The 23,607-nt window shown below is 63.2% G+C and carries 18 protein-coding genes; 7 read left to right on the top strand and 11 right to left on the bottom strand.

Annotated features, from left to right (window positions below; all coding sequences use genetic code 11):
- The first annotated feature begins 44 nt into the window (after nucleotides 1-44).
- A complete protein-coding gene (locus tag GBB11_RS04345; protein ID WP_151549451.1) occupies nucleotides 45-1,712 on the top strand; it encodes a hypothetical protein in 1,668 nt (555 codons plus the stop codon).
- Between the two features lie 116 nt (nucleotides 1,713-1,828).
- Here GBB11_RS04345 and rplL read toward each other — a convergent pair whose 3' ends face one another.
- Both rplL and rplJ read right to left on the bottom strand, forming a co-directional pair.
- Nucleotides 1,829-2,215, bottom strand: coding sequence for a 50S ribosomal protein L7/L12 (gene rplL / locus GBB11_RS04350; protein WP_151528983.1), 387 nt, complete (start codon nucleotides 2,213-2,215; stop codon nucleotides 1,829-1,831).
- Between the two features lie 140 nt (nucleotides 2,216-2,355).
- Nucleotides 2,356-2,871 (bottom strand): 50S ribosomal protein L10, encoded by a 516-nt coding sequence (rplJ, locus tag GBB11_RS04355; protein ID WP_151528984.1) that lies wholly within the window; start codon nucleotides 2,869-2,871, stop codon nucleotides 2,356-2,358.
- A 434-nt stretch (nucleotides 2,872-3,305) separates the two neighbouring features.
- On the opposite strand from rplJ, the gene GBB11_RS04360 reads away from it, so the two are divergent.
- The 3 genes from GBB11_RS04360 (at nucleotide 3,306) to GBB11_RS04370 (ending at nucleotide 7,920) form a co-directional block, all read left to right on the top strand.
- On the top strand, nucleotides 3,306-3,953 hold the full coding sequence (locus tag GBB11_RS04360; protein ID WP_151549450.1) for a PolC-type DNA polymerase III: 648 nt from the start codon (nucleotides 3,306-3,308) through the stop codon (nucleotides 3,951-3,953).
- Nucleotides 3,954-4,029: 76 nt separating this feature from the next.
- Nucleotides 4,030-6,759 (top strand): GNAT family N-acetyltransferase, encoded by a 2,730-nt coding sequence (locus GBB11_RS04365; protein ID WP_151549449.1) that lies wholly within the window; start codon nucleotides 4,030-4,032, stop codon nucleotides 6,757-6,759.
- Nucleotides 6,760-6,765: 6 nt separating this feature from the next.
- Nucleotides 6,766-7,920 carry an acetoin utilization protein AcuC gene (locus tag GBB11_RS04370; RefSeq protein WP_151549448.1) on the top strand — a complete coding sequence of 385 codons (1,155 nt, stop codon included), beginning with the start codon at nucleotides 6,766-6,768 and terminating at the stop codon, nucleotides 7,918-7,920.
- A 206-nt stretch (nucleotides 7,921-8,126) separates the two neighbouring features.
- Here GBB11_RS04370 and GBB11_RS04375 read toward each other — a convergent pair whose 3' ends face one another.
- The gene (locus GBB11_RS04375; protein WP_151549447.1) at nucleotides 8,127-8,813 is read right to left on the bottom strand and encodes a GntR family transcriptional regulator; all 687 of its coding nucleotides are present in this window, start codon (nucleotides 8,811-8,813) and stop codon (nucleotides 8,127-8,129) included.
- A 195-nt stretch (nucleotides 8,814-9,008) separates the two neighbouring features.
- Here GBB11_RS04375 and GBB11_RS04380 point away from each other — a divergent pair, with 195 nt between their 5' ends.
- Nucleotides 9,009-10,511, top strand: a complete 1,503-nt coding sequence (locus GBB11_RS04380; protein WP_225979179.1) for a sodium:alanine symporter family protein — start codon at nucleotides 9,009-9,011, stop codon at nucleotides 10,509-10,511.
- Between the two features lie 315 nt (nucleotides 10,512-10,826).
- On the opposite strand, the gene GBB11_RS04385 is transcribed toward GBB11_RS04380, so the two are convergent.
- Nucleotides 10,827-11,591, bottom strand: a complete 765-nt coding sequence (locus GBB11_RS04385) for an SDR family NAD(P)-dependent oxidoreductase (RefSeq protein ID WP_151549445.1) — start codon at nucleotides 11,589-11,591, stop codon at nucleotides 10,827-10,829.
- A 29-nt stretch (nucleotides 11,592-11,620) separates the two neighbouring features.
- The gene (locus GBB11_RS04390) at nucleotides 11,621-12,829 is read right to left on the bottom strand and encodes an acyl-CoA dehydrogenase family protein (RefSeq protein ID WP_151549444.1); all 1,209 of its coding nucleotides are present in this window, start codon (nucleotides 12,827-12,829) and stop codon (nucleotides 11,621-11,623) included.
- 150 nt (nucleotides 12,830-12,979) lie between these two features.
- Here GBB11_RS04390 and GBB11_RS04395 point away from each other — a divergent pair, with 150 nt between their 5' ends.
- Complete coding sequence (locus tag GBB11_RS04395; RefSeq protein ID WP_151549443.1) at nucleotides 12,980-13,564, top strand: TetR/AcrR family transcriptional regulator; 585 nt, start codon at nucleotides 12,980-12,982, stop codon at nucleotides 13,562-13,564.
- 6 nt (nucleotides 13,565-13,570) lie between these two features.
- Here the strand turns inward: GBB11_RS04395 and GBB11_RS04400 are convergent, their stop codons facing one another.
- Nucleotides 13,571-15,151, bottom strand: coding sequence for a succinic semialdehyde dehydrogenase (locus GBB11_RS04400; RefSeq protein ID WP_151549442.1), 1,581 nt, complete (start codon nucleotides 15,149-15,151; stop codon nucleotides 13,571-13,573).
- A gap of 181 nt (nucleotides 15,152-15,332) precedes the next feature.
- Here GBB11_RS04400 and GBB11_RS04405 point away from each other — a divergent pair, with 181 nt between their 5' ends.
- On the top strand, nucleotides 15,333-17,093 hold the full coding sequence (locus GBB11_RS04405; RefSeq protein WP_151549441.1) for an AMP-binding protein: 1,761 nt from the start codon (nucleotides 15,333-15,335) through the stop codon (nucleotides 17,091-17,093).
- Between the two features lie 122 nt (nucleotides 17,094-17,215).
- Here the strand turns inward: GBB11_RS04405 and GBB11_RS04410 are convergent, their stop codons facing one another.
- From GBB11_RS04410 to GBB11_RS04430, 5 genes are all read right to left on the bottom strand, one after another.
- Entirely contained in the window at nucleotides 17,216-17,986 is a 771-nt protein-coding gene (locus tag GBB11_RS04410; RefSeq protein ID WP_151549440.1) for an enoyl-CoA hydratase, read from the bottom strand.
- Between the two features lie 187 nt (nucleotides 17,987-18,173).
- Complete coding sequence (locus GBB11_RS04415) at nucleotides 18,174-19,370, bottom strand: acetyl-CoA C-acyltransferase (protein WP_151549439.1); 1,197 nt, start codon at nucleotides 19,368-19,370, stop codon at nucleotides 18,174-18,176.
- Between the two features lie 180 nt (nucleotides 19,371-19,550).
- Nucleotides 19,551-21,299 carry a thioester-forming surface-anchored protein gene (locus GBB11_RS04420; RefSeq protein WP_151549438.1) on the bottom strand — a complete coding sequence of 583 codons (1,749 nt, stop codon included), beginning with the start codon at nucleotides 21,297-21,299 and terminating at the stop codon, nucleotides 19,551-19,553.
- A gap of 572 nt (nucleotides 21,300-21,871) precedes the next feature.
- Complete coding sequence (locus GBB11_RS04425; RefSeq protein ID WP_151549437.1) at nucleotides 21,872-22,903, bottom strand: endonuclease/exonuclease/phosphatase family protein; 1,032 nt, start codon at nucleotides 22,901-22,903, stop codon at nucleotides 21,872-21,874.
- 46 nt (nucleotides 22,904-22,949) lie between these two features.
- Complete coding sequence (locus tag GBB11_RS04430) at nucleotides 22,950-23,522, bottom strand: hypothetical protein (RefSeq protein ID WP_151549436.1); 573 nt, start codon at nucleotides 23,520-23,522, stop codon at nucleotides 22,950-22,952.
- Nucleotides 23,523-23,607: the final 85 nt, after the last annotated feature.

Here is a 23,607-nt window from a genome sequence, read left to right on the forward strand (position 1 = left end):
CTGCGCCCACCATCCGCGCCGCCTGCAACCAAGGAGTTCTCCCCATGACCTCAGCACTGCGCCGCCGCCTGCTCACCCTCTGCGCCACGCTCGCGCTCGTGCCCACCGCCACCGCCCAGGCCGTGAGCGACAGCCCGCAGCCGGTTCTTCCCGACTCCCCTGGCCCCCGCGCCTGTGTGCCGCATCTGGGTAATCCGGCCCAGGGCTATGGGCAGTTCCCCTTGGGGCTGGTGCCGCCGGATTTCGGCGATGTGGGCTATGAGGACTTGCCGGTGGTCGATCCCGCGGGACTTCCCGAGGAGGTGGTGCTGCGCGATAATACCCAGGGCTTTAATGACAAGGTGGAGGTGGCGCTGCGCCACGGCGAGCTTGCCGTGCGCCATGTGGGAGATCCGGTCTGGCGGCAGCTGCCCACTCCCGAATGCCTGCGCGGGGAGATCGTGGGCATCTCGCTCAACGAAGATGCGCTGGTCGCCCTCGATGACGCGGGCTGGATGTACACCCTGTCTAATCTCTTATCCAGCCCCAGCCGCTGGGGCTGGATCCGGGCCTGGGGTGGGCCGGTCTGGCTAGGTAAGGGGCATCGCTCTCCCACCACGGAGCCTGGCCGCTGGGCGCTGAGCGTGATCGGCACCCACACCGACCGCTGGTATGACACCCCCGATGGCAAGCAGCAGCCGATTTCTTTGGCGAAGGTCACCCAGGTGGTGGCGCTGAGCGAGGATGGCTCGCGGATCTACACCCTCGATCCGTGGCTGGCCCGCGACTACTCCTATGAGGTGGGCACCCCACTGAACTCGCGTTTCCGCGTGCACAGCATCAGTGCTGGCGGCTCGGTCATCTTTGTCACCAATAAGTACGGCGATATGTACACTCGCCTTTCGGATTTTGATATCAACGGCTCCGATCCGGCCCAGTTCCGCTACACGTGGGGCGAGGATGCTCGCCCCGCCGCGCCCGATGCGCTGCGCCACCGGCTGGATCCTCGCACCGCCCCGATTGGGCTGCCAGCCGAGGACTGGGCCCAGCAGCCGCATATTCCCGGCGAGATCACCGACCGCATCTCTATCCACTCCACCGCCGCTGGTTCGGCGCAGCGGGAATTGCGGGTCGAGGGCCGCCACGCAGGCCGCACCGGCTACTGGCATAAGCAGCTGCGCGCCAGCGAGTGGGAGTTCACCTCCACCGACGTGCCCTTGCAGGGCACGCTGCTGGAGAACTCCTCCTATGATCGCTCCCACGAGACTCTCGCCCCTGCCTCGCCCTTCTCCTATGCGGGATCGCTCAGCGACGCCGCCCGCCTGGAGGTAGATGAGTTTGCTTATGCCTCGCCCTCCCGCGAGGTGGACCTGCAGATCAACGGGCGCCGCTATCCCCTCGTGCTGCACACTATCGATGGCCGTCTCGGCTCGGCGCTGAGTATGCGCACCTTGCCCATCGAGGGTGAGTTTGGGCCACGCCCGGCGGGGCTGGTGCAGGCTGTGCCGCGCAACTATATGGCCGCCTTTGAGGTGCCCGAGGCCACCCGCAGCGCCGCGGCCAGCGATCCCGCCCTGACGCGCTTCCTGCGGGACTATCTGGGCGATGAGCAGTTCCATCAGGTGTATCTGAAGGTCACCCCGAACACCATGGAGATCATCAACTCCCCGGTGCAGAATCTGGCGGCCCCGCTCATCAGCGACACCGCCACGCTGCACGCCGTAGAGCGCTAGCCGCACGCCCTCGGGCACAGCAAAAACCTCCCCAGCACCTACAGTGCGGGGAGGTTTTTAGGCATGTACCTTCTCACGCTGCCACGCGCGGCGGCAGCGGAGAAAAGGAAATGACCTTACTTGAGGGAGACCTTAGCGCCGGCATCCTCGAGCTTGGTCTTGGCAGCCTCAGCGTCGTCCTTGTTAGCGCCCTCGATGATAGCCTTCGGAGCGGACTCAACGAGCTCCTTGGCTTCCTTCAGACCCAGGCCGGAGACGATCTCACGGACAGCCTTAATAACGCCGATCTTCTTGGAGCCAGCGTCCTCGAGAACGACGTCGAACTCGTCCTTCTCCTCAGCAGCAGCGGCACCCTCAGCGCCCGGAGCAGCAGCAACAGCGGCAACCGGAGCAGCGGCGGTGACGTCGAAGACCTCTTCGAATTCCTTAACGAACTCGGAGAGCTCGATGAGGGTCATTTCCTTGAAAGCTTCAATGAGCTCGTCCTTGGTGAGCTTAGCCATGATGGCAATCCTTTCGGTAGTGTTCCTCCCCAGCGGTGGCGCTAGTGCGCGGCCGCCGAGGTGAATCTAGGTGTAATGAGTGTGTACTTTCGCGGTATGTCGCCGCCGGGATGACGTCGACAAGCTGCAAAAGTTCAGGGTTAGTCTTCCTTCTTCTCCTGCAGCGCGACAGCGAGTCGAGCCACCTGAGAAGCGGGAGCGTTGAACAGGCCAGCGGCCTTTGCCAAGCTGCCCTTCATGGCGCCGGCCAGCTTCGCGAGGGTGACCTCGCGGTTGTCCAGGTCAGCGATAGCGGAGACCTGCTCAGCATTGAGCGCGTCACCGTCCATGAAGCCACCCTTGATGACGAAAGCCTTGTTGTCTTCGCCGAACTTCTTCATCGCCTTGGCAGCGTCAACTGCCTCGCCCTTAACGAAGGCGACTGCGGTGGGTCCGGTGAAAACATCGTCGAGGCCCTCGACGCCGGCATCCTTGAGAGCCAGCTTCATCAGGGTGTTCTTGGCGACGGAGTACTGGACATCTTCGCCGAGCGAACGACGCAGTTCAGTCATCTGAGCCACGGACAGGCCGCGGTACTCACTGACGAAAATGGAGTCTGCGTTCTCAAAGCGAGCCTTGAGCTCCGCAAGATCCGATGCGTTCTTCGGGTTAGCCATTACTTCGCCTCCTTCCTCAATATGTCTTGTGTCGTTTCCGCCGAGGCTTCCCACAGATGCAGAAAGCCCCGTGCAAGAGCACAGGGCATATCCCTTTCACTACTGAAAGGCATGATTCCAAGTGTCTCCTGCGTGGGCCGGCTGAAGCACTTCAGCACCTTCGACCCGCCCCGGCTGGGCGGATGACCGACGGTCTTCGGTGAAACTTGTCGCGACCCGCCGATGAGGCGAGCCGCTCAAACTTCGACTGCTTAACCTATCCCCTTGTCGCTGCAGAAGTCAAATATGCTCAGCGTTCCTTCGCTTATCGACGCTTGCAGCCCCACACCCCACCGGCCCTCGCACACCCGTGCGCCCAGCAGCGCCCGCCGTCCACCCTGGGGCCTACACTCACAGATGTCCACCCGCTACCAACTGCCTTCAGGAGATCTGCCATGCCCGCCACCCCGGCCCATAGGCCCTATGCGGATGTGGAATTCGCTGTGGTCGATCTAGAGACCACCGGGCTGGGCGTTCGTGACAGGGTGGTGGAAATCGGGGTGGTCATCAGCGATGCGCGAGGGACGATCCTGCGGGAATGGGAAAGCCTCGTGCAGCCGGGCTGCGCCATTCCCACCACGGCGATCCATGGTATTAGCGCCGCCGATGTACGCGATGCCCCGCGCTTCGCCGAGGTGGCCGCCGAGCTGGCCGAGCTGCTCGATCAGCGCGTCCTCGTCGCCCATAATGCACCCTTTGATCTGCGCTTTTTGCGCCGCGAGTTTGCGGCGGTGGAGGTGGAATTCGCGCCGCTTCGCTGCCACTACCTCGATACCTGCGCGCTCGGACGCGCGGCTTATCCCAGTTCCCCTTCTCGCAGCCTGCGCACCCTCTTAGAGATGGCCGGCATTGACAATGCCGCCGCACACACCGCGCTCGCTGATGCGCGCGCCACCGCCGAACTGCTCGCCGCCTGCATGCAACGGCTAGAGCTAGCGCCACCCACCGAGGTCTTTGCCTTTCACCATGCGCTCAACCCCGCGCTCCGCGCGATGGCCGCGCCCCGCTATCCCCGCCGCCACCGGCGCACCTCAGCGACATAAGTGCGGAGTACCGCCGCTGAGCAGCCACCCGGACAAAGTGTGACTCAGAATACTTTTACTTCGCTAGAGTGAAACTATGAGCCCCCAGCACACTCCCGCAGCACAGCCCTCCCGTGGCGCGGATAACACCGCCGCCTGGGACGCGGATGTGATCCTCTATGACGGCAGCGTGGCCACCGTCCGCGCAGTACGCGACAGCGACCGCCCGCTGCTGGTGGAGTTTTATACGCGCGTCTCCGATGCCTCGAAATACTTGCGGTTCTTTAGCGCCCACCCCACCCTCAGCGAGAGCGATTTGGACTCTTGGGTGCAGGTGGATCACCGCGATACGGTCACGCTGGTGCTCACCATGCGCGAGCAGATTATCGCCACCGCCCACTACGAGGTGGTGGACAAGCTCCTACCGCAGCGCGTGGCCGATGTGTCCTTCTTGGTCCAGGACGATGCCCAAGGCAAAGGCGCGGCCAATATTTTGCTCGAACATCTGGCACAGGCGGGCCGCGATAATAAGGTCGAGCGCTTCTTCGCGGAGATGCTCACCCAGAACCGTGCGATGGTGCACGTCTTTCGCCGCGCCGGCTATGAGGTTCGTCCTGAACTGGAGGACGGTTTTATCACCGTCGATTTTCACATCGATCCCACCGACCGCTCCCGCGAGGTGATGCTGCAACGCGAGCAGAAATCCGAGGCCGCCGCGATTTCGCGACTGCTGCGCCCGCGCTCCGTAGCGGTGGTGGGCGATAGCGACAGAATGCAGGCCTTCATTAGCCGCATCTTCTCCTCACATTTCCGGGGGCAGGTGCATGTGAGCACGGGGCCGGGGCACGCGCCCGCACCGGCGGCGGAGGATTCGGCACCGGCGGCCCCCGCAGCCCCCGATCTGCTCGCCGCCATTCCTGGCCCCATCGACTTGGTGGTGGCCCACTATGAGCAAGAGAGCTTTGACGCACTCTTGGCCACCGCCGCGGCGAAAGAGGCGACGGGCATCGTGGTGTTGGCGCGAGGCGAGAATCCCTCCTTGAGTAGCGAGGACGCCCACCACGTGCTGAGTGCGGCCCGCGCCCGCGGCATACGCGCCCTCGGCCCGGCTTCGCTCGGCCTGATCAATACTGACCCCGAGGTGAGCCTCAACGCCACCCCGGCACCCCTCCCGCAGCGTGGGCCGGTGGGACTGTTCACCCAGTCTGCCGGGGTGGCCACCCTAGCTCTCGCCCGCGCGGTGGAGCTCAACATCGGTATTAGTTCTTTTCTCGCCTCCGGCGCTTTCGCGGATGTCACCGGCAATGACGTGATCCAGTATTGGAGCGCAGATGAGGCCACCTCCATCGCGCTGCTGAGCCTCGACGCCATCGGCAACCCGCGCAAGTTCTTCCGGTTGCTCCGCCGCCTCGCCGTGGATAAGCATGTGGTGGTGTTTAGCCCCTCCCGCGCGTTGCGCTCGGCACTGCCCAGTGCCGAGGTTCACGATGCCGAGAGGCACAGCCTAGAGGTGCACGCCCCTGCCGCCGCCTTCGATGAAGTCATCCGCCGCACCGGGGCGATGGTGGTCTCCCGGCGCGACACCATGTTCGATATCGCGCGCATCCTCTCCTCCCAACCGGCGCCGCGCGGTCGCCAGGTAAAGGTGATCTCCAACTCGGCGGGCTTGAGCGAGCAGATGGCCCAGGCCGCGAGCCGTTTCGGGCTGGTGGCCGAGGCGGTCACCGTCCGCGGGGAACCAGTGGCGGGACTGGTCGCCGCCACCGCGGAGGCCCTACGTGGCGGCTGCGATGCGGTGCTGTGTGCCGCGGTAGAGATCAGCGAGCCGATCATCGCCCCCGTGCTGCCGCAGCTGCACGCCCTCGCCGCCGATGCCGCTATTCCGCTCCTTGCCGCCGTGGTGGGCTTCGATGAGCGTCTTGCCTACCTCTCTGCGGACACTGGGTGCTCTGGGGTGCCGCTCTTTCGGAACTATGCCGATGCCCTCGAGGCGCTCGGGGTGATCGTGGATACCGCCGAGATCAAGGCGAAGCAGCGTTATGAGCAGCCGGATAGCGCCGGGTTCGACCGCGGACGTGCCACCGCCGTGATCGAGCGCGCGCTCGCGGCCGCGCCGGAGGGCGGGGCACTCAGCGATGAGGACTGTGCGGAGCTGTTGTCCTGCTATGGCATTGAGCTGGTGCACTGGGAGCCGGCCCGCACAGTGGATGAGGCCCACTCCGCCGCTGAGGGCTTCGGCTGGAATGTGGTGCTGAAAGCCACCGCCGCCCAGGTGCGCGGCCGCCCGGAGCTACACACCATTCATCGCGCGATCAACGATCTTGCCTCCTTGCGCCGCGCCTGGGATGCGCTCGGCCAGCTGGGCGTGGAGCTGGGGCTGGCCGCCACCGCCGAGGAGGCCGTCCAGGTCCTGCACCCGGTGGTGCAGCCGACGGTGTCCACCGGCACTGCGGTGAATGTGCGCGGTATCGAAAACCCCGTGCTGGGCCCGATGATCTCGCTGGGGCTGACCTCGGCCGCGGCGGTGTTGAATGAGGATCGTCGCTGGTGCACCCCTCCCCTGAGCGAGACGGAGGCCCGCGCCATGATCACCCACCTTGCCACTGCCCCACTGCTCACCGGCTATCGCGGCACAGAGGCCACCGACATCAGCGCGCTGCAGCGCATTATTGTGCAGCTCGCCCAGTTGAAGGACGATCTGGCTAGCGTCGCGGAGATCGAACTCACGCCAGTGATCGCCAGCCCCCACGGCGCCCAGGTGGTGGGGGCCCGCGCGGTGGTGCAGCCACAGTCCCGCTCCCGCGATCCCCTGATTCGAGCGATGTGATGCGCCATGTCCCGACCTGTGTTGCTGCACTCGGAAACGTTATTCAACTATAGCTTTGGGCGCCAGCACCCCATGGGCCCAGACCGGGTACGGCTGGCCGTGGAGCTGGCGGACTATCTTGGCGTGCTGCCGCTCTTTGATACCGCCGTTCCGCTGCCCCAGCACCGCGAACAGGCGCGCCGGATCCACGACCCCGACTATCTGGCGGCTCTCGGCCAGCTCACTCCCAATCCCAGCTATGGCTGGGGCACCGAGGACAATCCCCTCGCCGCCGGGATCCACGAGGTAGCGCTCGATATCGTGGCCGCATCCACCACCGCCGCGCAGCTGGTGTGGGAGGGCCACTGCACGCGGGCGGTCAATATTGCCGGCGGGCTCCACCACGCGCAGCGACGGGGAATTTCTGGTTTTTGCATGCTTAACGACGCCGCCGCGGCCATTGAGTGGCTGCTGCGCCATGGCGCCCAGCGGGTGGCCTATGTGGACGTCGATGCCCACCACGGCGATGGGGTGGAGCAGATGTTTTGGGATGATCCACGGGTGCTCACGATCTCAGTCCACGAATCGGGGCTGTATCTTTTCCCCGGCACCGGATTCGCCGGGGATATCGGTGGACCTCAGGCCCTAGGCACCGCGGTCAATGTGGCCGTGGAAAAAGACATCACGGATCGGGAATGGCTGCGCGCAGTACACGGCATCATCCCGCCGCTGCTTCAGCGCTTCGCCCCAGAGATCATCATTTCCCAGCATGGTGCCGACCCGCATCGCGCCGACCCGCTGACTCACATGGGGCTGTCGGTCAACGCCATGGAGATGACCGCGCGCTCGGTGCGGCGGTGGGCGGATCGCTATGCCCAGGGCCGCTGGGTGGCCTTGGGCGGTGGCGGCTATCACCGGGACTCGCTGGCTCGCAGCTGGGCGGCGCTCGTGGCCGTAGTCGCTGGGGTGGAGCTCGACATGGCCACGCCCATGCCCGCCGGATGGGAGAGCAGGGTGCATCGCCACGGGGTGGTGCCTACCTCGACCACGCTGGGCGATTCGTGGGCCGATCTGGCGGGGGTGGAGCCCACCGAAGTCATCGGCGGGCAGCGCTGCCAGGCCATGGTGGCGACCTCCAAGGCGGTATTTCCCTATTGGGGTATCGCCGCCTATCCGAGTTAAGTAGGCCCACACCTAGTAGCGGTGACGGCCCCAACATGGGGCAAAGCTGAGAGAACTATGCCCCCATGGCACCCCAGGAAGCGCGGTGCATTTATCACCCTCACAGAAATATGGGCCAGTTATCGATAACTAGACGCCTAGAAGTGCGCTAGACCATAGTCCGCGCGGGCGGGGATCGCCACAATCGGTGGCGTTGCGATAGCGCGCTAGATATTGTCCGCTGCCGCCATTCTCAGATAGTCCAGATGTGCCTCCACCGCCTGCACCGCCCGCCGCACATCACGGGTGATGACCGCATCCGCGATGTCGATATGGCGTGCCGGCGCGGTCGCCGTCGAGCCATAGTGCGGCGCATGCATATGCAACCCATTTACCCAGCACTGATCGCGCAGCCGCCCCAGCAATTCCACCCAACGCTGATTTCCCGTCAGCGATACCAGGTAGAGGTGAAAGTGATGATCCGCTTCGAGATAGTCGAACATGCCTCCAGCACTCGCCCCCGCCGACAGTTCATCGACATGGGCCGCATACTCCTCTACGTTCGCGACCTGCTCTGATGTGAGCCGCGCTGCCGCCACCGTGCGCACGGCCTCTACCTCCAAAAGCCGACGTAGCTGGTAGATCTCCCACACATCCGTACTGCCGAGCCGCACCACGCGGAAACCACGATTACGCACCAGCTCCAGCAAGCCACGCTCCGCCAAGCTCATCATGGCCTCTCGCACCGGCGAGTTGGACACCTGCAGCTCCTTAGCCATGGCATTCGCCGAATAGATCTGCCCCACCTCCATATCTCCTTGCAACAGCAAGAGCCGAATATGTGTCTCCACCCACGCCTTATAGGTGCCCCACGACTGCTCCTCCTCGCCACCAAGGCCCTCCACTGCGGACATACACGCCTCCTCTATAGCCTCATATCTGACGTATGAGGACCCATAACTTGTGCCTTTCGGTTATATATAACATAAACTGAGCTCCACGTCTCAGGGCCGTGTGCCTATGCAGTGAGGCACAAACTAGGCAAAGAAGACTGCACCACGGCGTCGCTCCGGCGCCGTGCGTGCTCATGTGAAAGGAGATTCATGGTGATGGATTACGTCACCTTGTCGCAAGCGAAATCAGTCGACAGCGTCATTCAGTCCGTGTTCGGACCAATCGTGGACATCATGGAGAAGGTCGTGTTCTTCTCCATCCCCGTGGGCGGCGCCCAGCTCCCGCTCGTGGTCGTATGGCTACTCCTCGCGGGGCTATTCTGCACATTCTTTCTCCGCGTCCGCCCCATCCGGGATGCGGCGCAAACCATGCACGTTATTCGCGGCCGGCTGGCCAAGAAATCTGATCCGGGCGAGGTGACGAGCTTCCAAGCCTTTGCTACCGAGCTCGCCGGAACGGTGGGACTCGGCAATATCGCCGGTGTGGCCGTGGCCATTGGTGCCGGCGGCCCCGGTGCTTCCTTCTGGATCGTGCTCGCCGGTGTGATCGGCATGGCCGTGAAGATGGCCGAGGCCACCCTCTCCCAGATGTTCCGTCGCGTGAATAGCGATGGCACCATCTCTGGTGGCCCCATGTATTACCTCAGCGATGGCCTCGCCTCCGTGGGTAAGGCCAAGCTGGGCAAGGTGTTGGGCATGACCTACGCCATCGGCTTCGCCATTGCCGCCTTCGGTGCCGGCAATATCTTCCAGGCAAACCAGGTGGCCCTGCACGTTATCGAAATTACCGGTGGTTCGGAGAGCTTCTTCAGCGGCAATGCGTGGCTGATTGGCGTCATCCTCGCCATCCCCGCTGCCGTGGTCATCATCGGTGGCATCCAGTCCATCTCCAATTGGACCTCCCGCATGGTTCCGCTGATGGCCGTGCTCTACGTGGTGGGTGTTCTCACCGTGCTCGCAGTGAACTTTGGCCAGCTGGGAAGCGCCTTTTCCCTCATCATCTCCGGCGCCTTCACCCCTGAGGGTGTGACCGGCGGTGTGATCGGCGTGATGGTGATCGGTATCCAGCGAGCTCTGTTCTCGAACGTTGCCGGTGTCGGTACTGCCGGCTTCGCGCACTCCGCCACCAAGAACCAGAACGCCACCGAGGAGGGCCTGACCGCCGCATGGGAGCCCTTCGTCGACTCCGTTGTGGTCTGTACTCTCACCTCCCTGGCGATCATCACCACTGGTGTGTACCAGAACCCCAGCGATGAGGGCGTGATGATGGCCACCGGTGCCTTTGCCACCGTGAACCAGGGCTTTACCTATGTGCTCTCGCTGTGCATTGTGATTTTCGCTTTCTCCACTCTGCTGTCTTATGCCTACTACGGCCAGAAGGCCGCCGGCTATGTGTTTAATAACAGCAAGAAGGCCGAGATGGCCTATAAGATCGGCTATCTCATCATGATCGTGGTGGGCGCAGCTGTGTCGCTGGACACCGTCGTCCGCTTCTCCGACGCCGCCTTCTTCTTCGTGGCCATCCCCAATATTCTCGGTATCTACCTGCTGGCCGGGCCGCTACGCCGCGAGATCGCCGGTTACCGCAAGGCCACCGCCGCCGGCAAGATGGAACCCGCTCCCGAGCAGGAGCAGGTGAAGATGCTGAACACCGATTAGTTCCAGCATCCGCGCAGGTCCGCGCCCTCGCTTGAGCTCGGACACCCCGAGCCGCGAGCGCATCTTCGAATCACGCGCCTGTCTCTCCGGCCACAGGAGGGTGGGCTACGGAGCGGACTATGCGCCCTAAACGGGGAGAATCTCGTGATTCTCTCGGACGCCACCGCTGGTCTGGGGCGCTGTTTCTTAGCGCCCAGTACTCCAGGCACAAGGGGTGGCGATTGTCTTTTCTCGCCGTTTCTTTCCCCACATTCCTGTCCGCGCGGTTACGTATATTCCCTTCCGGCGGCGCCAGGCCTAGGCATGAGTTATTGACTACTGCGGTGGCATCCTTAAAGAGCCGTCGAGGCGAATTGTTTCTCCATTGAGGTAGTCGTTCTCCACGATGCTCTCCACGAGAGCGGCATATTCTCTCGGGTGTGCCATGCGTCCCGGTAGGGGGACGCGCGCTTCGAGTTCTTCGCGCACACTATCTGGCATCGCGGCCATCATTGGGGTAGCCACCACGCCTGGCGCGATGGCGTTCACCCTGATACCGCTGCGGGCAAGGTCGCGGGCGGCGGTGAGGGTAAGGGCATGGACGCCGCCTTTGGAGGCCGCATAGGCTGCCTGGCCCACCTGCCCCTCGAATGCCGCCACCGAGGCGGTCATGAGGATGACGCCGCGAATGCCGTCCTCGTTCACTGGTCCCTGCTGAGCCATCGCGGCCGCGGCCGCTGCCACCACCGAGAAGGTGCCGCAGAGGTTAATGTTGATCACCTTCGCGAAGAGTTCGGGATCGTGGGCGCCTGCCCGGCCGACGATGCGCATCGAGGGCGCGATCCCAGCACAGGTCACCACCACTCGGATCTCGCCGAGGCGGGCGGCGGCGTCCACCGCAGCACTCACCTGCTCGGGGTCGCTGACATCCACCGGAATGTAGTGCGCCCCTTCGAGCGGCTGTTCACAGGCATCGATAGCATCGGGGAGATCACAAGCCGCGATAATCATGCCTCGCTGCTGCAGGTGGTGGGCGGTCGCCGCCCCCAGCCCGGAGGCTGCTCCGGTGACGATGGCGACGGTTCCTGATTCAATCTGCATGGCTGCTCCTTAAGTCTGTACTGGGCTTATTAGACGAAGGCGGATATGCCCGTGACGGCGCGACCAACAATGAGCGAGTTGATCTCATAGGTGCCCTCGTAGGTGTAGAGAATCTCGGCATCGTTGAGCAGTTTGGATACCTCATAGTCGGTGAGGATGCCGTTGCCGCCACCGATAGCACGGGCAAGCTGCGCCGATTCCCGGGCGAGGCGGGTGCCGGTGGCTTTGACCAGCGCGGCGTGGGCCATATCGAAGGCGCCCTCTTCTTGCAGCCGCGCGATGGAGGCCATCATGGACACGGTGGCAGTGGCATTGCCGAGGATTCGTGTGAGCTGTTCTTGCACCAGCTGGAAGGCGGCGATGGGGGTGCCAAACTGCTCCCGCGTCAGCGCGATGTGGCGGGCGCGATCAAACATGGCGAGCTGAATGCCGGCGGCCTGCCAGCCCACCCAAGCGCGGGAGTTGCGCAGCATCTCATTGGTGGCAGCGAAGGATGCCGCCCCAGGGATGAGCGCGGAGTCCGGAACCTCCACCTGGTCGAAGACGAGGTCCGCGTTCTGCATGATGCGCAGGCCCATCTTGCGCGAGATTTTGCTTCGCGTGATACCGGGCACGTCCAACTCCACGATGAAGCCCTTGACCTGCCTATCGGCAACATCGCGGGCGAAGAGGATGGCAAAGTCGGCGAAGGTGCCGCCACCGATCCAGCGCTTGGCGCCATTGAGTACCCAGCCGGATGCGGTGCGTTCGGCACTTAAAGCAAGGCCCCCTGCCACGTCGGAACCATGCTCCGGTTCAGTGAGGGCGAAACAGCCGAGGGAGTCGAAGCTCCGCAGCCCCGGCAGCCACGCGTTCTTCTGCTCGTCGGAGCCGAGCTGGCTGATGAGGTCCACGACCAGCTCATTGTGAATACCGACCAGCGCGGAGAGGGACACATCGGCGCGGGTAACCTCGGCATAGGCGAGCCCCTTGAACAGTCGCGAGGCGCCGGAACACTCGAGCTCGCCTAATCCATGCTCGGCGAGCAGGGGCAGTAGATCGAAGGGGAACTCTTCGCGGTCCCAGTACTCGCCCACCACGGGGCGAACCTGTGTTTGCAGAACATCGTGGAGGGCGGTGAGGCGGGTGCGCTCCTGCTCGTCCAGCATGTGTGCCACGGCGAGGATATCGGCCTCGGGGATGTGCGCTTTCGCGAGCAGGGCGGGATCAGTAGGGAGTCCGGCGTGCGAGTGGGACATGGGGTGCTCCTAAGATGAAACAAGGACAAAGCCACAACAGCATGTGTGTGTCCTAGACCACAAAGTACGGTTTACTCAGAAATTGTACAGTTGCTGCGTGGAATGTACAGCCCTTTGCCGATATCTTGCGCTAGAAAGCCCCCTCACTTCATGACCAGTAGCACCCCCGTCGCCGCCCCGCTGACCCCACGCCAGCAGGAGCTTTTTGCCACCTTGCGCAAGGATTTTCTCGCCCACGGTTTCGCTGATTTCACCATCGATCAAGCGGTGCGCACCCTGCATTGCTCGAAGTCCACCATCTATGCGGTGGGCCGAACGCGCGATGAGATCATCCGCCGAGTTCTGGTGAGTTTCTTTCGGGACGTGGCCCAGCACACGACTGCGGCGATCATGGATGCGGGTAGCCGTCGACAAGCACTAGAACGCTATTTCAATGCCATGTCCGAGGCCCTGCAGCCCGCGTCTCAAGAATTCATGCACGATATGTGCACGCTGCCGGTGGCCACCGAGGTCTACGTGACCAATACCCGCGCGGCCACCGCCCAAATCCAGCGCATCATCACCGACGGCATGCAGGCAGGGGAGTTTCGCAAGGTCCCCGCCTCCTTTTTAGCGGCGCTTATCGACGCCACCATGACCCACATCCAAGCGGGGGAATATGCCCACACCCTGCCCATTCAAGACACCTACCAGGTCTTGGGCGGGATCATCCTGCACGGTATCGACGCGAGCTGAGTCAGCCTAGGGCAACACCCGCAGCGCCTTGCCTAGGCGCAGCGCCGCCGTCATGATCCGCGCATAGGCGCGACGGGAGAGCCGCTGCGGGCCACGAATGGACAGAAAGCGCTGCTCGGTGATGTTTTGGGCGGCCGTGTATTTCATCATGCCTTCGCGGCCATGCCGGTGCGCCAGCCCAGAATCCTTCCTGCCACCCATGGGGTTATCGATCGCCGCCCACGCGGCCGTGTAGCCATCGTTGATCGCCACCGACCCTGAAGTCAGCTGCGGCGCCAGCTCCCAGGCGGTAGCGGGAGCGGCACACACGCTGGCATTGAGCCCATAGCGCGTGTCATTGGCCGCGGCGATCGCCTCCTGCATATCCTCCACCGGCTGGAGATACACCACCGGCCCAAAGACTTCTTCGGTGTGTAGCCGCGCCTGCTCCGGCACATCGCAGAGCACGGTGGCCTCATAGAAATAGGGCCCCAGATCGGGGCGCGCCCGGCCGCCGGTGAGCACCTGTGCCCCGTGGGCGCAGGCGCCCTCCACAAAGGAGTGCACGGTCTCCAGCTGGGTGGCCGAGGCCAGCGAGCCCATATCCGCATCCCATGCGAAACCGTGCACGTGGGAGAGCTGCTGAACCCGCTGCACAAAGGCATCACGGAAGGCCGCATACACTGGCTTTTCCACATAGATGCGCTCGATCGACACGCACAGCTGGCCAGAATTGCTGAAACAGCCATCGATGGCGCAGCGCACCGCGGCGTCGAGGTCAGCATCGGCACACACGATCATCGGGTTTTTCCCACCTAGCTCCGCCGAGTAGCCGATCAGGCGGCGCCCCGCCGTCTCCCCTAAGAGTGCGCCGGTGGCGCTCGAGCCGGTAAACATCAAATAATCGCACTGCTGCGCCACCGCGCCACCAACCACCGCGCCGGAGCCGGTCACGATCTGCGCGAGATCGCGGGGCAGACCAGCGTCGAAAAGCAGCTGGTAAGCGATCAATGCAGTAAACGGGGTGGCACTATCCGGTTTGAGCACCACGGCATTACCGGCCAAGAGGGCAGGAATTGCATCGCAGATACTCAAGGAGAGCGGATAGTTCCACGGACTGATCTGCCCCACTACCCCATGGGGATGGTGATACTCCCGCGAGCGCGAGAGCACAGGCATGGCGCCACGACGCCGCCGCGGGGCAAGGAATTTCTCCGCGTGGCGGGCGTAATAGCGCGCATTGGTGGCCACGTCCATGACCTCATCGAAGGCCGAGGCGCGGTTCTTTCCCGTCTCTAGCTGCACGATATCGCAGAGCAGGTCGCGGTGGCGGAGAACGGCGTCATGAAAGCGCTCAAAAATAACGCGGCGCTGCGCTGGGGAGACCGTGCGCCAGGCGGCCTGGGCGGCGCGCGCCCGAGCGAAGGCCTCCAGCACATCCTCCTCGGTGCCGGCATAGACCCACGCAATCGTCTGGCCAGTGAAAGGGGCCTCCACCGGGATACGCTCCCGCTCGCCGGCGCCCTCCCGCGCGGGCACGGTGAGGCAACGGAGGGACGCGGCGAGATCGGTGGGCAGAGGGCCAAGGGCGAGACGATGCGGCATCATGCCTCGGAGAGTACCAACTCCACTGCCCTGCCGACTCCCTTCCCAGCAGCCCACGCACACATCAGTACATTTTTTAGCGAAACCGTATCATTTTGCGACATCTTCGTTTAGGCTTGAGACTCACATCACATCGGCTCATGCATATTGACCCACGCTACACCCGCCCAGCGAAGGAGTACCCATGGCTCAGGCGACCATCCCCAACGACAACACCCGCGCTTTTCTCGCGGCCCGCGACTTCCTCGTGGCACATCAGCAGGACTACGACGCAGCGCGCGCCGGTTTCCACTGGCCCCGCTTCGAGACCTTCAACTTTGCCAGCGACTGGTTCGACTATCTCGCCACCCACCCCGACTCCGCGACGCGAGAAGCACTCGTGATCACCGAGGTTGATGGCTCCGATACCCGCCGCACCTATGCTGAGCTGGCGCAGCGCAGCACCCAGCTCGCCGCGTGGTTTCAACAGATCGGCATGCGCCGCGGCGACCGCGTGATGCTCATGCTCAATAACCAAGTGGAGCTGTGGGAGACGATGCTCGCCTGCATTCGCGGCGGCTTCGTGCTCAACCCGGCCACCGCGATGCTCGGGGCGGCGGATCTGCAGGACCGCAGCGACCGCGCCGAGGTGTCCTGGGTGGTAGCTAACCCCGAGGACGCCGAGAAGTTCAACGACGTACACGGCGAGTTCACCGTGATCCAAACCGGTCCCGGCGGCAGCGATGAACCACCGGCGCAACATTCCCACCCCACCGTGCAGTATTCCGAGTCCTTCCATGCGCCGACGGAGTTCGAGCTCAGCGAAGCCACCGGCGCGGACGATACCCTGCTGCTCTACTTCACCTCCGGCACTACCTCCAAGGCGAAGCTGGTGGAGCATACCCACACCTCCTATCCGGTGGGCCATTTGAGCACCATGTACTGGATTGGGCTCGAACCGGGGGATGTGCACCTCAATGTGGCAGCCCCCGGCTGGGCGAAGCATGCGTGGTCGAACTTCTTCGGCCCCTTCATCGCCGGGGCCACCATTTTCCTCTATAACTATGCGCGCTTCGACGCCGCCGCGCTGATGCAGAAGATGGACGAGGAGAAGGTGACCAGCTTCTGCGCCCCACCGACCGTGTGGCGCATGCTGGCCCAGGCCGATCTGGATCTCCTCGCTACCCCGCCACGGAAGGTGGTGGCCGCCGGCGAGCCGCTCAACCCAGAGTTGATCAGCCATGTGGAAAAGAAGTGGGGTGTGACCATCCGCGATGGTTTCGGTCAAACCGAGTCCTCGCTACAGATCGCAAACTCGCCTGGCAATCCTGTGAAGGCTGGCTCCATGGGGCGGCCTATGCCCGGCTTCGAGATCGTATTGAAAGACCCCGCCACCGATGAGTGTGGCGACCACGGAGAAATCTGTATCTCCCTCGACCCCCGCCCCGTGGGGCTCACCCCAGGCTATTATGGCGATCCCGCTAAAAATACCGAGACCTTCCGCGAGGGCTTTTACCACACCGGCGATATCGCCGAGCGGGACAAGGACGGCTACATCACCTATATTGGCCGCGCTGATGATGTGTTCAAGGCCTCGGATTATCGCCTCTCCCCTTTTGAACTTGAGTCCGCGGTGATCGAGCATCCAGCCGTGGCCGAGGTGGCGGTGGTGCCCTCTCCCGACCCCATTCGCCTCGCGGTGCCCAAGGCCTATGTGATTCTCGCGGCCGGCTATGAGCCCACCGCCGAGACTGCCGAGAGCATTCTGCGGCATTGCCGCGCCACACTCGCCCCCTATAAGCGGATTCGCCGCCTCGAGTTCCACGATCTTCCGAAGACCGTCTCCGGCAAGATCCGGCGCGTGGATCTGCGACGCCGAGAGATGGACATCCACCAAGCCGATGCGGGGGCCTCCACAGTGGCAACAGAGTGGGCCGATAGCGACTTCCCCTCACTCAAGGGCTAACAGCAGCCCCGCTCCTCACTTACCTCAACACAGCAGTACGCGCCCACCCGAATGCTCGGGGCGGGCGCGTACTATGCCACGGGAGCGCACTGGGGTGTCGCGCGATCCTATCGCGGCGGGTTTTAGCGATGAGTGAACTCGGCATCGCGCTTGTTCACAAAGGCGTCCATGCCTTCCTTTTGATCCTGAGAGGCGAAAGCCGAGTGGAAGATGCGGCGCTCGAAGAGCACGCCTTGCTGCAGGGTGGTGTCGAAGGCGGCGTTGACCGCCTCTTTTACCATCGTGGCGGCAACGAGAGACTTCGCAGCGATCTCCTCGGCTACCGCTAGCGTTTCCTCCAGTAGGGACTCCGTGGGCACCACGCGGGAGACCAAGCCGGCGCGCTCAGCTTCCTCCGCATCCATCATCCGCCCGGTCAAGCACATATCCATGGCCTTGGACTTACCCACCGCGCGGGTGAGCCGCTGGGAACCGCCCATGCCGGGCAGCACGCCCAGCTTGATCTCCGGCTGCCCGAAGCGGGCGGACTCGGCGGCGATGATGAAGTCGCACATCATGGCCAGCTCACAGCCGCCGCCAAGGGCATAGCCGCTCACCGCGGCGATCACGGGGGTACGCACGGCGGTAAGCCCGTCCCACTCGGCAAACCAGTTGCTGCGGTACATGTCGGTGGCGGATTGCTCGGCCATCTCCTTGATGTCCGCCCCCGCCGCAAAGGCCTTCTCTGATCCGGTGATCACGATGCAGCCGATGGCATCATCCGCGTCATAGGCTTGGGCCGCGGCAACGACCTCGCGCATGGTGGCATCGTTGAGGGCGTTGAGCGCCTTGGGGCGATTGAGGGCAATCAGGCCAACACGGCCTCGGGTCTCGCACACAATAGTCTCGGTCATGGCTCTCCTTCGAGTTCAGAGTGATAGGTAATTTATTGGCTCGCTCGCGGAACAACGCCCCTCGGGAAACGCGCCACGGCGGTGTATCTGCCACGATACGCACAACCGGTGGTCGAGGGCGCTTCCCCTGCTCATCGTGTGTGGGCGGCGTTTATAGAGCGCGGAATCTTCCATGAGCGATCGCCCCCTATGTGGCGCGCTCAAGCAGCAGGGCCTCGCCTTGGCCGCCACCGCCACAGAGGCTCACTCCCGCCCGCTGGCCTCGCCCGGCGTGGAGCGCATGGGCGGCGTGCACCACCAGCCGCGCCCCCGAGGCGCCGATCGGATGGCCGAGGGCAATCGCCCCACCATCGGGATTGAGTATCGCAGGCTCGATTCCCAGCACTCGCGCCGAGTGCACGGCCACCGCGGCGAAGGCCTCGTTGATCTCCACCCAGTCGAGATCGCTCGCCCGCCAGCCTTGGGCTGACAACGCGGTCAGTAAAGCCTGCGCCGGCTGTTCCTGAAGGGAGTTATCTGGCCCTGCGACCTGCCCGTGTGCTTTCACGACCGCAAGGACAGTCCAGCCCTGCTGCTCGGCGATACGCCGCTGGGTAAGCACTACCGCCGCCGCGCCATCGGAAATCTGAGAGGAGTTGCCCGCCGTGAGCGTGCCCTCGGCGGCAAAGGCGGGGCGCAACCGCGCGAGGGTATCGGCCGTGCACTCGGGGCGGATTCCCTCATCCTCGCTGAGCAGGACCTCCCCCTCGCGGGAGGAGGTGAGAACGGGAACGATCTCGGCATCGAAGCACCCCTCGGCCGTGGCGCGGGCGGCGCGCTGATGCGAGCGGGCCGCCATCTCGTCTTGCTCCTCGCGGCTCGCGGGATAGCGCTGCGCGTGCGATTCCGCGAGCTCCCCCATGGAGATGTGCAGATCGGCCGCGCTCAACCCGTCGTGACTCATGTGATCGAGGGTGCGCAGCGGTCCGAAGGTGGTGCCCCGCCTGCTGCCCATGAGTAGATGCGGGGCCTGGGACATGGACTCCATCCCACCAGCCACCACCACCTCGGCATCCCCGAGCCGCAGCATGCGGATGGCGTCGATAATCGCGCTCAAACCGGAAAGACATACTTTATTCACGCTCGCGGTGTGTGCCCGCGGAGAGATGCCGGCAGCTAATGCCGCCTGTTTGGCGGGGTTTTGCCCCACGCCCGCACTGAGCACATGCCCGAGAATCACTGCATCGACCGCGGCGGCGGGAATAGTCGCGCTCTCGAGGGCATGGCGCATGGCGATTGACGCCAGCTCTGGGGCGCTGAGTTGCGATAGTGCGCCAAGCATACGGCCGGTAGGGGTGCGCGTAGCGCCGACGATGACGATGTCTGTATCCGCGGCGATTGTCATAGGGCCTCCCAGTGGAGAAACACAAAGTGTACGGTATGGGACCCTATCGTACCGCGACCATGAGATCCACGCCACAGCTTTGTGGCTACTTCTTGGAACGCCAAAGGGCACAGCCCCCGCAGTGGAAGGCTGTGCCCCTTATGCTTTTATTAATCACGTGACGCTTGTCGACGCACCCTCCTAGTCGCGAGTACGCAGTCGGACCAGGACGAGCGTGCCGCCGAGGAAGATCATCACGAGAGCGATGATACTCATGGTGATCACCGAGGCACCGGTATTAGCCAAGCCTTGGCGCTTTTCTTCCTTAGCTGCCGACTTCGAGGGAGCCGCAGTGGTGTGAGGCACCGTGGTGTGAGGTGCGGAACCCTGAGTACGGATCGGCTTCTCTGCAGTAGAGGTACCGGGAGCGGCCACCGACCGAGTCGTGGAAGACGGGGTGGTGGATTCGGAGGTCTCGGAGTTCACAGAGGTGGTCTCCTCCGGGGTGGAGGTCTCAGACTCGGTGGTCTCGGACTTCTCCTCCTCGCGCTCAGTCTCCTTAGCCGGCTCGTCCTTCTTGGGCTCGTCCTTCTTGGGCTCGTCCTTCTTGGGCTCGTCCTTCTTGGGCTCGTCAGGCTTAGCACAATCGGGGCTCTTCGGACAGGAGGGCTTTACCGGAGCTTGGGTGGGATTTTCCGGAGCCTGGGACGGCATCGGCTCTTCAGAGGTGGTCTGCTCAGGCACCTCAACGGGGGCAGACTTGACGACGATAGTTTGTGCGCGATCCTCGCGGTCGTGGTGCACAACCTCGTGTCCGCCTTCGACAATCTCGCCGGCTTCGGTGCGTACCGCCTTCTCAAAGACAACGTAGGAGTGGCCGGGCTCCAGGGTGACCTTGTCGAAATCAACCTTGACGCTGCCCTTCGCCTCGCTCACGGTCTCCACCTTGGTGGCTTTAGCAACAACACGATCATCGCCTAGGTCCATGAGTTCACCGGTGAAGGTGTACTCCTTGCCCTCCTCAAAGCCTTCGTAGTCAATGGTGTCGACCACGTGCACTGCCTCGTCCACCTCGGCGGCGGAGAGTTCCACGGCTGCGTCTGCGGAGGCCTTTTCACCCTCAACAGAGACGGTGGTGCGCATAGCGGAGGGGGTGCGCTCCTCCTCCTTCTGGGTCTCCTTCTTGTTATCGTCCACGACCACGCGCTCGCCATCCTTGCCGTGGGTCATCTCGACGGTAAGCAGGTTCTGGTAGGCTTCGGCGGCTGCAGAGCTGGCACGTCGCGGGTCCTGGTCAGTCACATAGACGCGGATAACGGCGTCGTCCGGGTGCTGCTCCAGCTGTACCTCAGGATCTTGACCAACAAGGGCTGCAGCGGCGCGAGCCACATTGAAGTTCTGATTGGCGATGTTATCGACGGCGGCGAAAGTCTCAGCGCTGGGATCCTTGGTGCCACCGGCGGTAAACATGTTGTCGGTGTAGCGCCATACAGCGAGCTGGGTGGCGTGGTAGAAGTCGCCGTCATCGAGGCCGAAGCGCTCCTTGATACCGGCTGCGTTGAAGCCGTAGCCATTGTAGATGGTGCGCAGAATGGCATCGTTGAACTCGTCGCTGTTATCGAAGGCCGAACTCGTCCCGGAACCGGGCTTGTTGGAGGCCTTGAGCAGATCATAGGACGAGGTCATGCGTACCGGATAGTTCGACTCCGCAGAGGTCGGGGGCTGCAGGCGCTGATTGAAGCAGAATGCCACCTCGCCGTCAGTCTCGGCAACATTCTGTCCGGTCCATTCGGTGACGCGGTAGTGGCTGAATGGGGCCTCAGCACTGAAGCCGCGGTAGTCCTGCTCCTCAGTGGCGTGAGCGGAGGCCGGTAGGCTCACCGCAATTACTCCCACGAGCAAGGTGATGGCAACCAGTACGGCCGCCCAGCTTGTTCTTAAAGCGTTCAATGTTCTCCTGCTTTTCAATATTCGATCCGGCAGCGATCCGAGCGATAGGTGTACCGCCCGTGGACACCGGGATTGTTTTTTGAGCCATAACACATACACCCCGCTCACACGTGGGATGTCTATGGCGATGAAGTGGAAATCTAATACCTTTTTCAGGCTGCGGCAAGCCCGCAGTGTTTACAACATTTATTCTTGTTGAAATGTCCACTTTTTGGCCGCACCCCTGACAGAATGCCCGATCGGGCACTGCAAATGTGGTAAATCCCAGATGGGGCCCTATTTTTGCAGTTCATATGTCCGACCGGAAAGGCCAAATAGATCACGGTTTGGTAACTATCGGAAGTGTTCGTCACATGGGTAACCAACCCAACCATGGACATGCCTTACATATGCCGACATCCTGTCATGTGTCCAGCGTATGGCCTTTTTATCACCCACCAGCACACATGAAGGTGGCCCCAGACATAGAGGTCCGATGAGTGGGATGTTACACAGTATTGCGCACACTGTGTTTTACCCCATACTTACCTGCTGGACGGCCTGAATCAGCTCTACAGAGCCCTATACGTGCCCTAGCTTCGCGATAAGCGGACGATGAACGCGAGATGATCTGCGTTCCCCACGGGCATGGTGGAACAGCCCCGAACATGAAACTCGGGAGAGACGAAGATGTGATCAATGGAGGTGCGTAGGGGGTGGCTCTGCCATGTGGAGCCAAAGGAAACCTGGGCAGGCCACGTCCCCACCGCATTCCGTCCGCATACTTCGCTTGCGGCTATGAGCCGCTCTCGCTGGGTCAGCGGGCCGTGGCGGAGGGTGGCATTGAAATCACCGGCGAGGAGCACGGGGCCGGGAAGTTTCTCCCCATAGCGTATGAAGGCCTGCGTCTGCTGACGCCACTGCTCCATGAGAAACGACACTGGTGGCACGGGGTGCACGCCGGCTACATGGAAGCTCTGCCCCGTATGCGGGGTGATAATCGCCGCCTTCGACTCTAGGTCAAAGGAAGGAATATCGGCTGGGGCGACCGAGCCGAGGCGCGGATGCACAAGTACCTGGGTGGCCGCCGGCCCTCGTGCAGAGTGCCCAGGGGCGGGATCGATCAAGGCCTGCTCAAATTCGCTGCCCTGCACCGCGGCGTCCACGCGGGAGCGCTCTGCTTCCGGCAGGACAACGATATCGGGGTCCGCTGCAGCCACGAGAGCCTGAAAGCCGGCAGCAGACAGCGTGTTTTGGCTGTTTAAGGTGACCACAGTCAACTCAGGGGCCGCATCCGGCGACGGTGCAGGCAGGCTGCCACGAGCAGGCGCAGGCACTGGAACCACGGCCAACACGGTCGCCAACGCCACCGCTATCGCGCCCGCTATCCCCTCGAGAATCCGGAAGGCGGTGCGGCGCCGCAACAGCGCCTGGAGCAGCAGAACGAGGCCGCACACGAGCCCGCCTGCAGCCATGAGATAGGGAAAGGCGATCAGCTGGGCGCCGCCGAGGCGAGTACTCAGCCATCGCGCGGGCGCCCAGTGGGGAAAGAGGATGACGAGACCACAGGCCCCGAGCATGCTCCACAGGGCGAGCTGCGCCAAGACAGCGCCGGCCCTTCTCATCAGCGGCACCCCTTAATTCTTAACCAATTTGATTATAGGTGTGTCCCTAATTGTGGACAGAGCGTTGATAGCCCACGGCATTGTCCTGCTCATTCCAGTAGAGCAGCACTTTATCACCGCCCTCGCCATCGCGGTAGGTGACGTCGATGCTGTAGCCTTCCGGATCGGCCTTGAGTTCTTCAATCATGTGCGGGCTGCCCTCATCGCGGCCCACGTACTCGCCGGCGTGGAAGAGCAGCAGTACGGACTCGGCGTTCTCTAGGGGCTTATCGGCCTCATCCACGCGGGCATAGGTGAGATCGGTGCAGGCATTCCAGTTGGAATCCCCCTTGAAGGACCAACTGCCTTCTTCTTGGTTGATCTGGGCCACCGCGCGGTGCACCGCATCTGCGTTCGGGTCCACGGCGCACTCATCGTTGCTCTCCGTGTCGCTCTCCGTAACCTCAGTGCTGGTTTCTGCGGAGCTATCCGCAGACGATACGGAGCTCGAGGCCTCGGTGCTCGCTGCAGTCACAGCATCGTCCTCATTAGAGGAGCAGCCGGCGGCGCCGAGCAGCACCGCAGAGGCGGCAATCGCTAGGCTCGCGCGGACGGGACGCTGACGTGTAGAAATACTCATAACCCTCGATTGTTGCATATTTCGGCGGCACAGCCCTGCCCGCCCAGCCGTTAGTCGCCTGGGTGGGGCGCTAGGAGGTGGCGTC

This window comes from Corynebacterium sp. 74A, assembly GCF_008930665.1.
Taxonomy (GTDB): Bacteria; Actinomycetota; Actinomycetes; order Mycobacteriales; family Mycobacteriaceae; genus Corynebacterium; species Corynebacterium megadyptis.

What these genes read in the sequence shown, in the direction of transcription:
- GBB11_RS04395 (WP_151549443.1), top strand. Translation starts at nt 12,980, where the DNA reads ATGACCAGTAGCACCCCCGTCGCCGCCCCGCTGACCCCACGCCAGCAG.
- GBB11_RS04365 (WP_151549449.1), top strand. Translation starts at nt 4,030, where the DNA reads ATGAGCCCCCAGCACACTCCCGCAGCACAGCCCTCCCGTGGCGCGGAT.
- GBB11_RS04390 (WP_151549444.1), bottom strand. Translation starts at nt 12,829, where the DNA reads ATGTCCCACTCGCACGCCGGACTCCCTACTGATCCCGCCCTGCTCGCG.
- GBB11_RS04425 (WP_151549437.1), bottom strand. Translation starts at nt 22,903, where the DNA reads ATGAGAAGGGCCGGCGCTGTCTTGGCGCAGCTCGCCCTGTGGAGCATG.
- rplJ (WP_151528984.1), bottom strand. Translation starts at nt 2,871, where the DNA reads ATGGCTAACCCGAAGAACGCATCGGATCTTGCGGAGCTCAAGGCTCGC.
- GBB11_RS04370 (WP_151549448.1), top strand. Translation starts at nt 6,766, where the DNA reads ATGTCCCGACCTGTGTTGCTGCACTCGGAAACGTTATTCAACTATAGC.
- GBB11_RS04380 (WP_225979179.1), top strand. Translation starts at nt 9,009, where the DNA reads ATGGATTACGTCACCTTGTCGCAAGCGAAATCAGTCGACAGCGTCATT.
- GBB11_RS04385 (WP_151549445.1), bottom strand. Translation starts at nt 11,591, where the DNA reads ATGCAGATTGAATCAGGAACCGTCGCCATCGTCACCGGAGCAGCCTCC.
- GBB11_RS04360 (WP_151549450.1), top strand. Translation starts at nt 3,306, where the DNA reads ATGCCCGCCACCCCGGCCCATAGGCCCTATGCGGATGTGGAATTCGCT.
- GBB11_RS04430 (WP_151549436.1), bottom strand. Translation starts at nt 23,522, where the DNA reads ATGAGTATTTCTACACGTCAGCGTCCCGTCCGCGCGAGCCTAGCGATT.
- GBB11_RS04345 (WP_151549451.1), top strand. Translation starts at nt 45, where the DNA reads ATGACCTCAGCACTGCGCCGCCGCCTGCTCACCCTCTGCGCCACGCTC.
- rplL (WP_151528983.1), bottom strand. Translation starts at nt 2,215, where the DNA reads ATGGCTAAGCTCACCAAGGACGAGCTCATTGAAGCTTTCAAGGAAATG.
- GBB11_RS04410 (WP_151549440.1), bottom strand. Translation starts at nt 17,986, where the DNA reads ATGACCGAGACTATTGTGTGCGAGACCCGAGGCCGTGTTGGCCTGATT.
- GBB11_RS04415 (WP_151549439.1), bottom strand. Translation starts at nt 19,370, where the DNA reads ATGACAATCGCCGCGGATACAGACATCGTCATCGTCGGCGCTACGCGC.
- GBB11_RS04400 (WP_151549442.1), bottom strand. Translation starts at nt 15,151, where the DNA reads ATGATGCCGCATCGTCTCGCCCTTGGCCCTCTGCCCACCGATCTCGCC.
- GBB11_RS04405 (WP_151549441.1), top strand. Translation starts at nt 15,333, where the DNA reads ATGGCTCAGGCGACCATCCCCAACGACAACACCCGCGCTTTTCTCGCG.
- GBB11_RS04375 (WP_151549447.1), bottom strand. Translation starts at nt 8,813, where the DNA reads ATGTCCGCAGTGGAGGGCCTTGGTGGCGAGGAGGAGCAGTCGTGGGGC.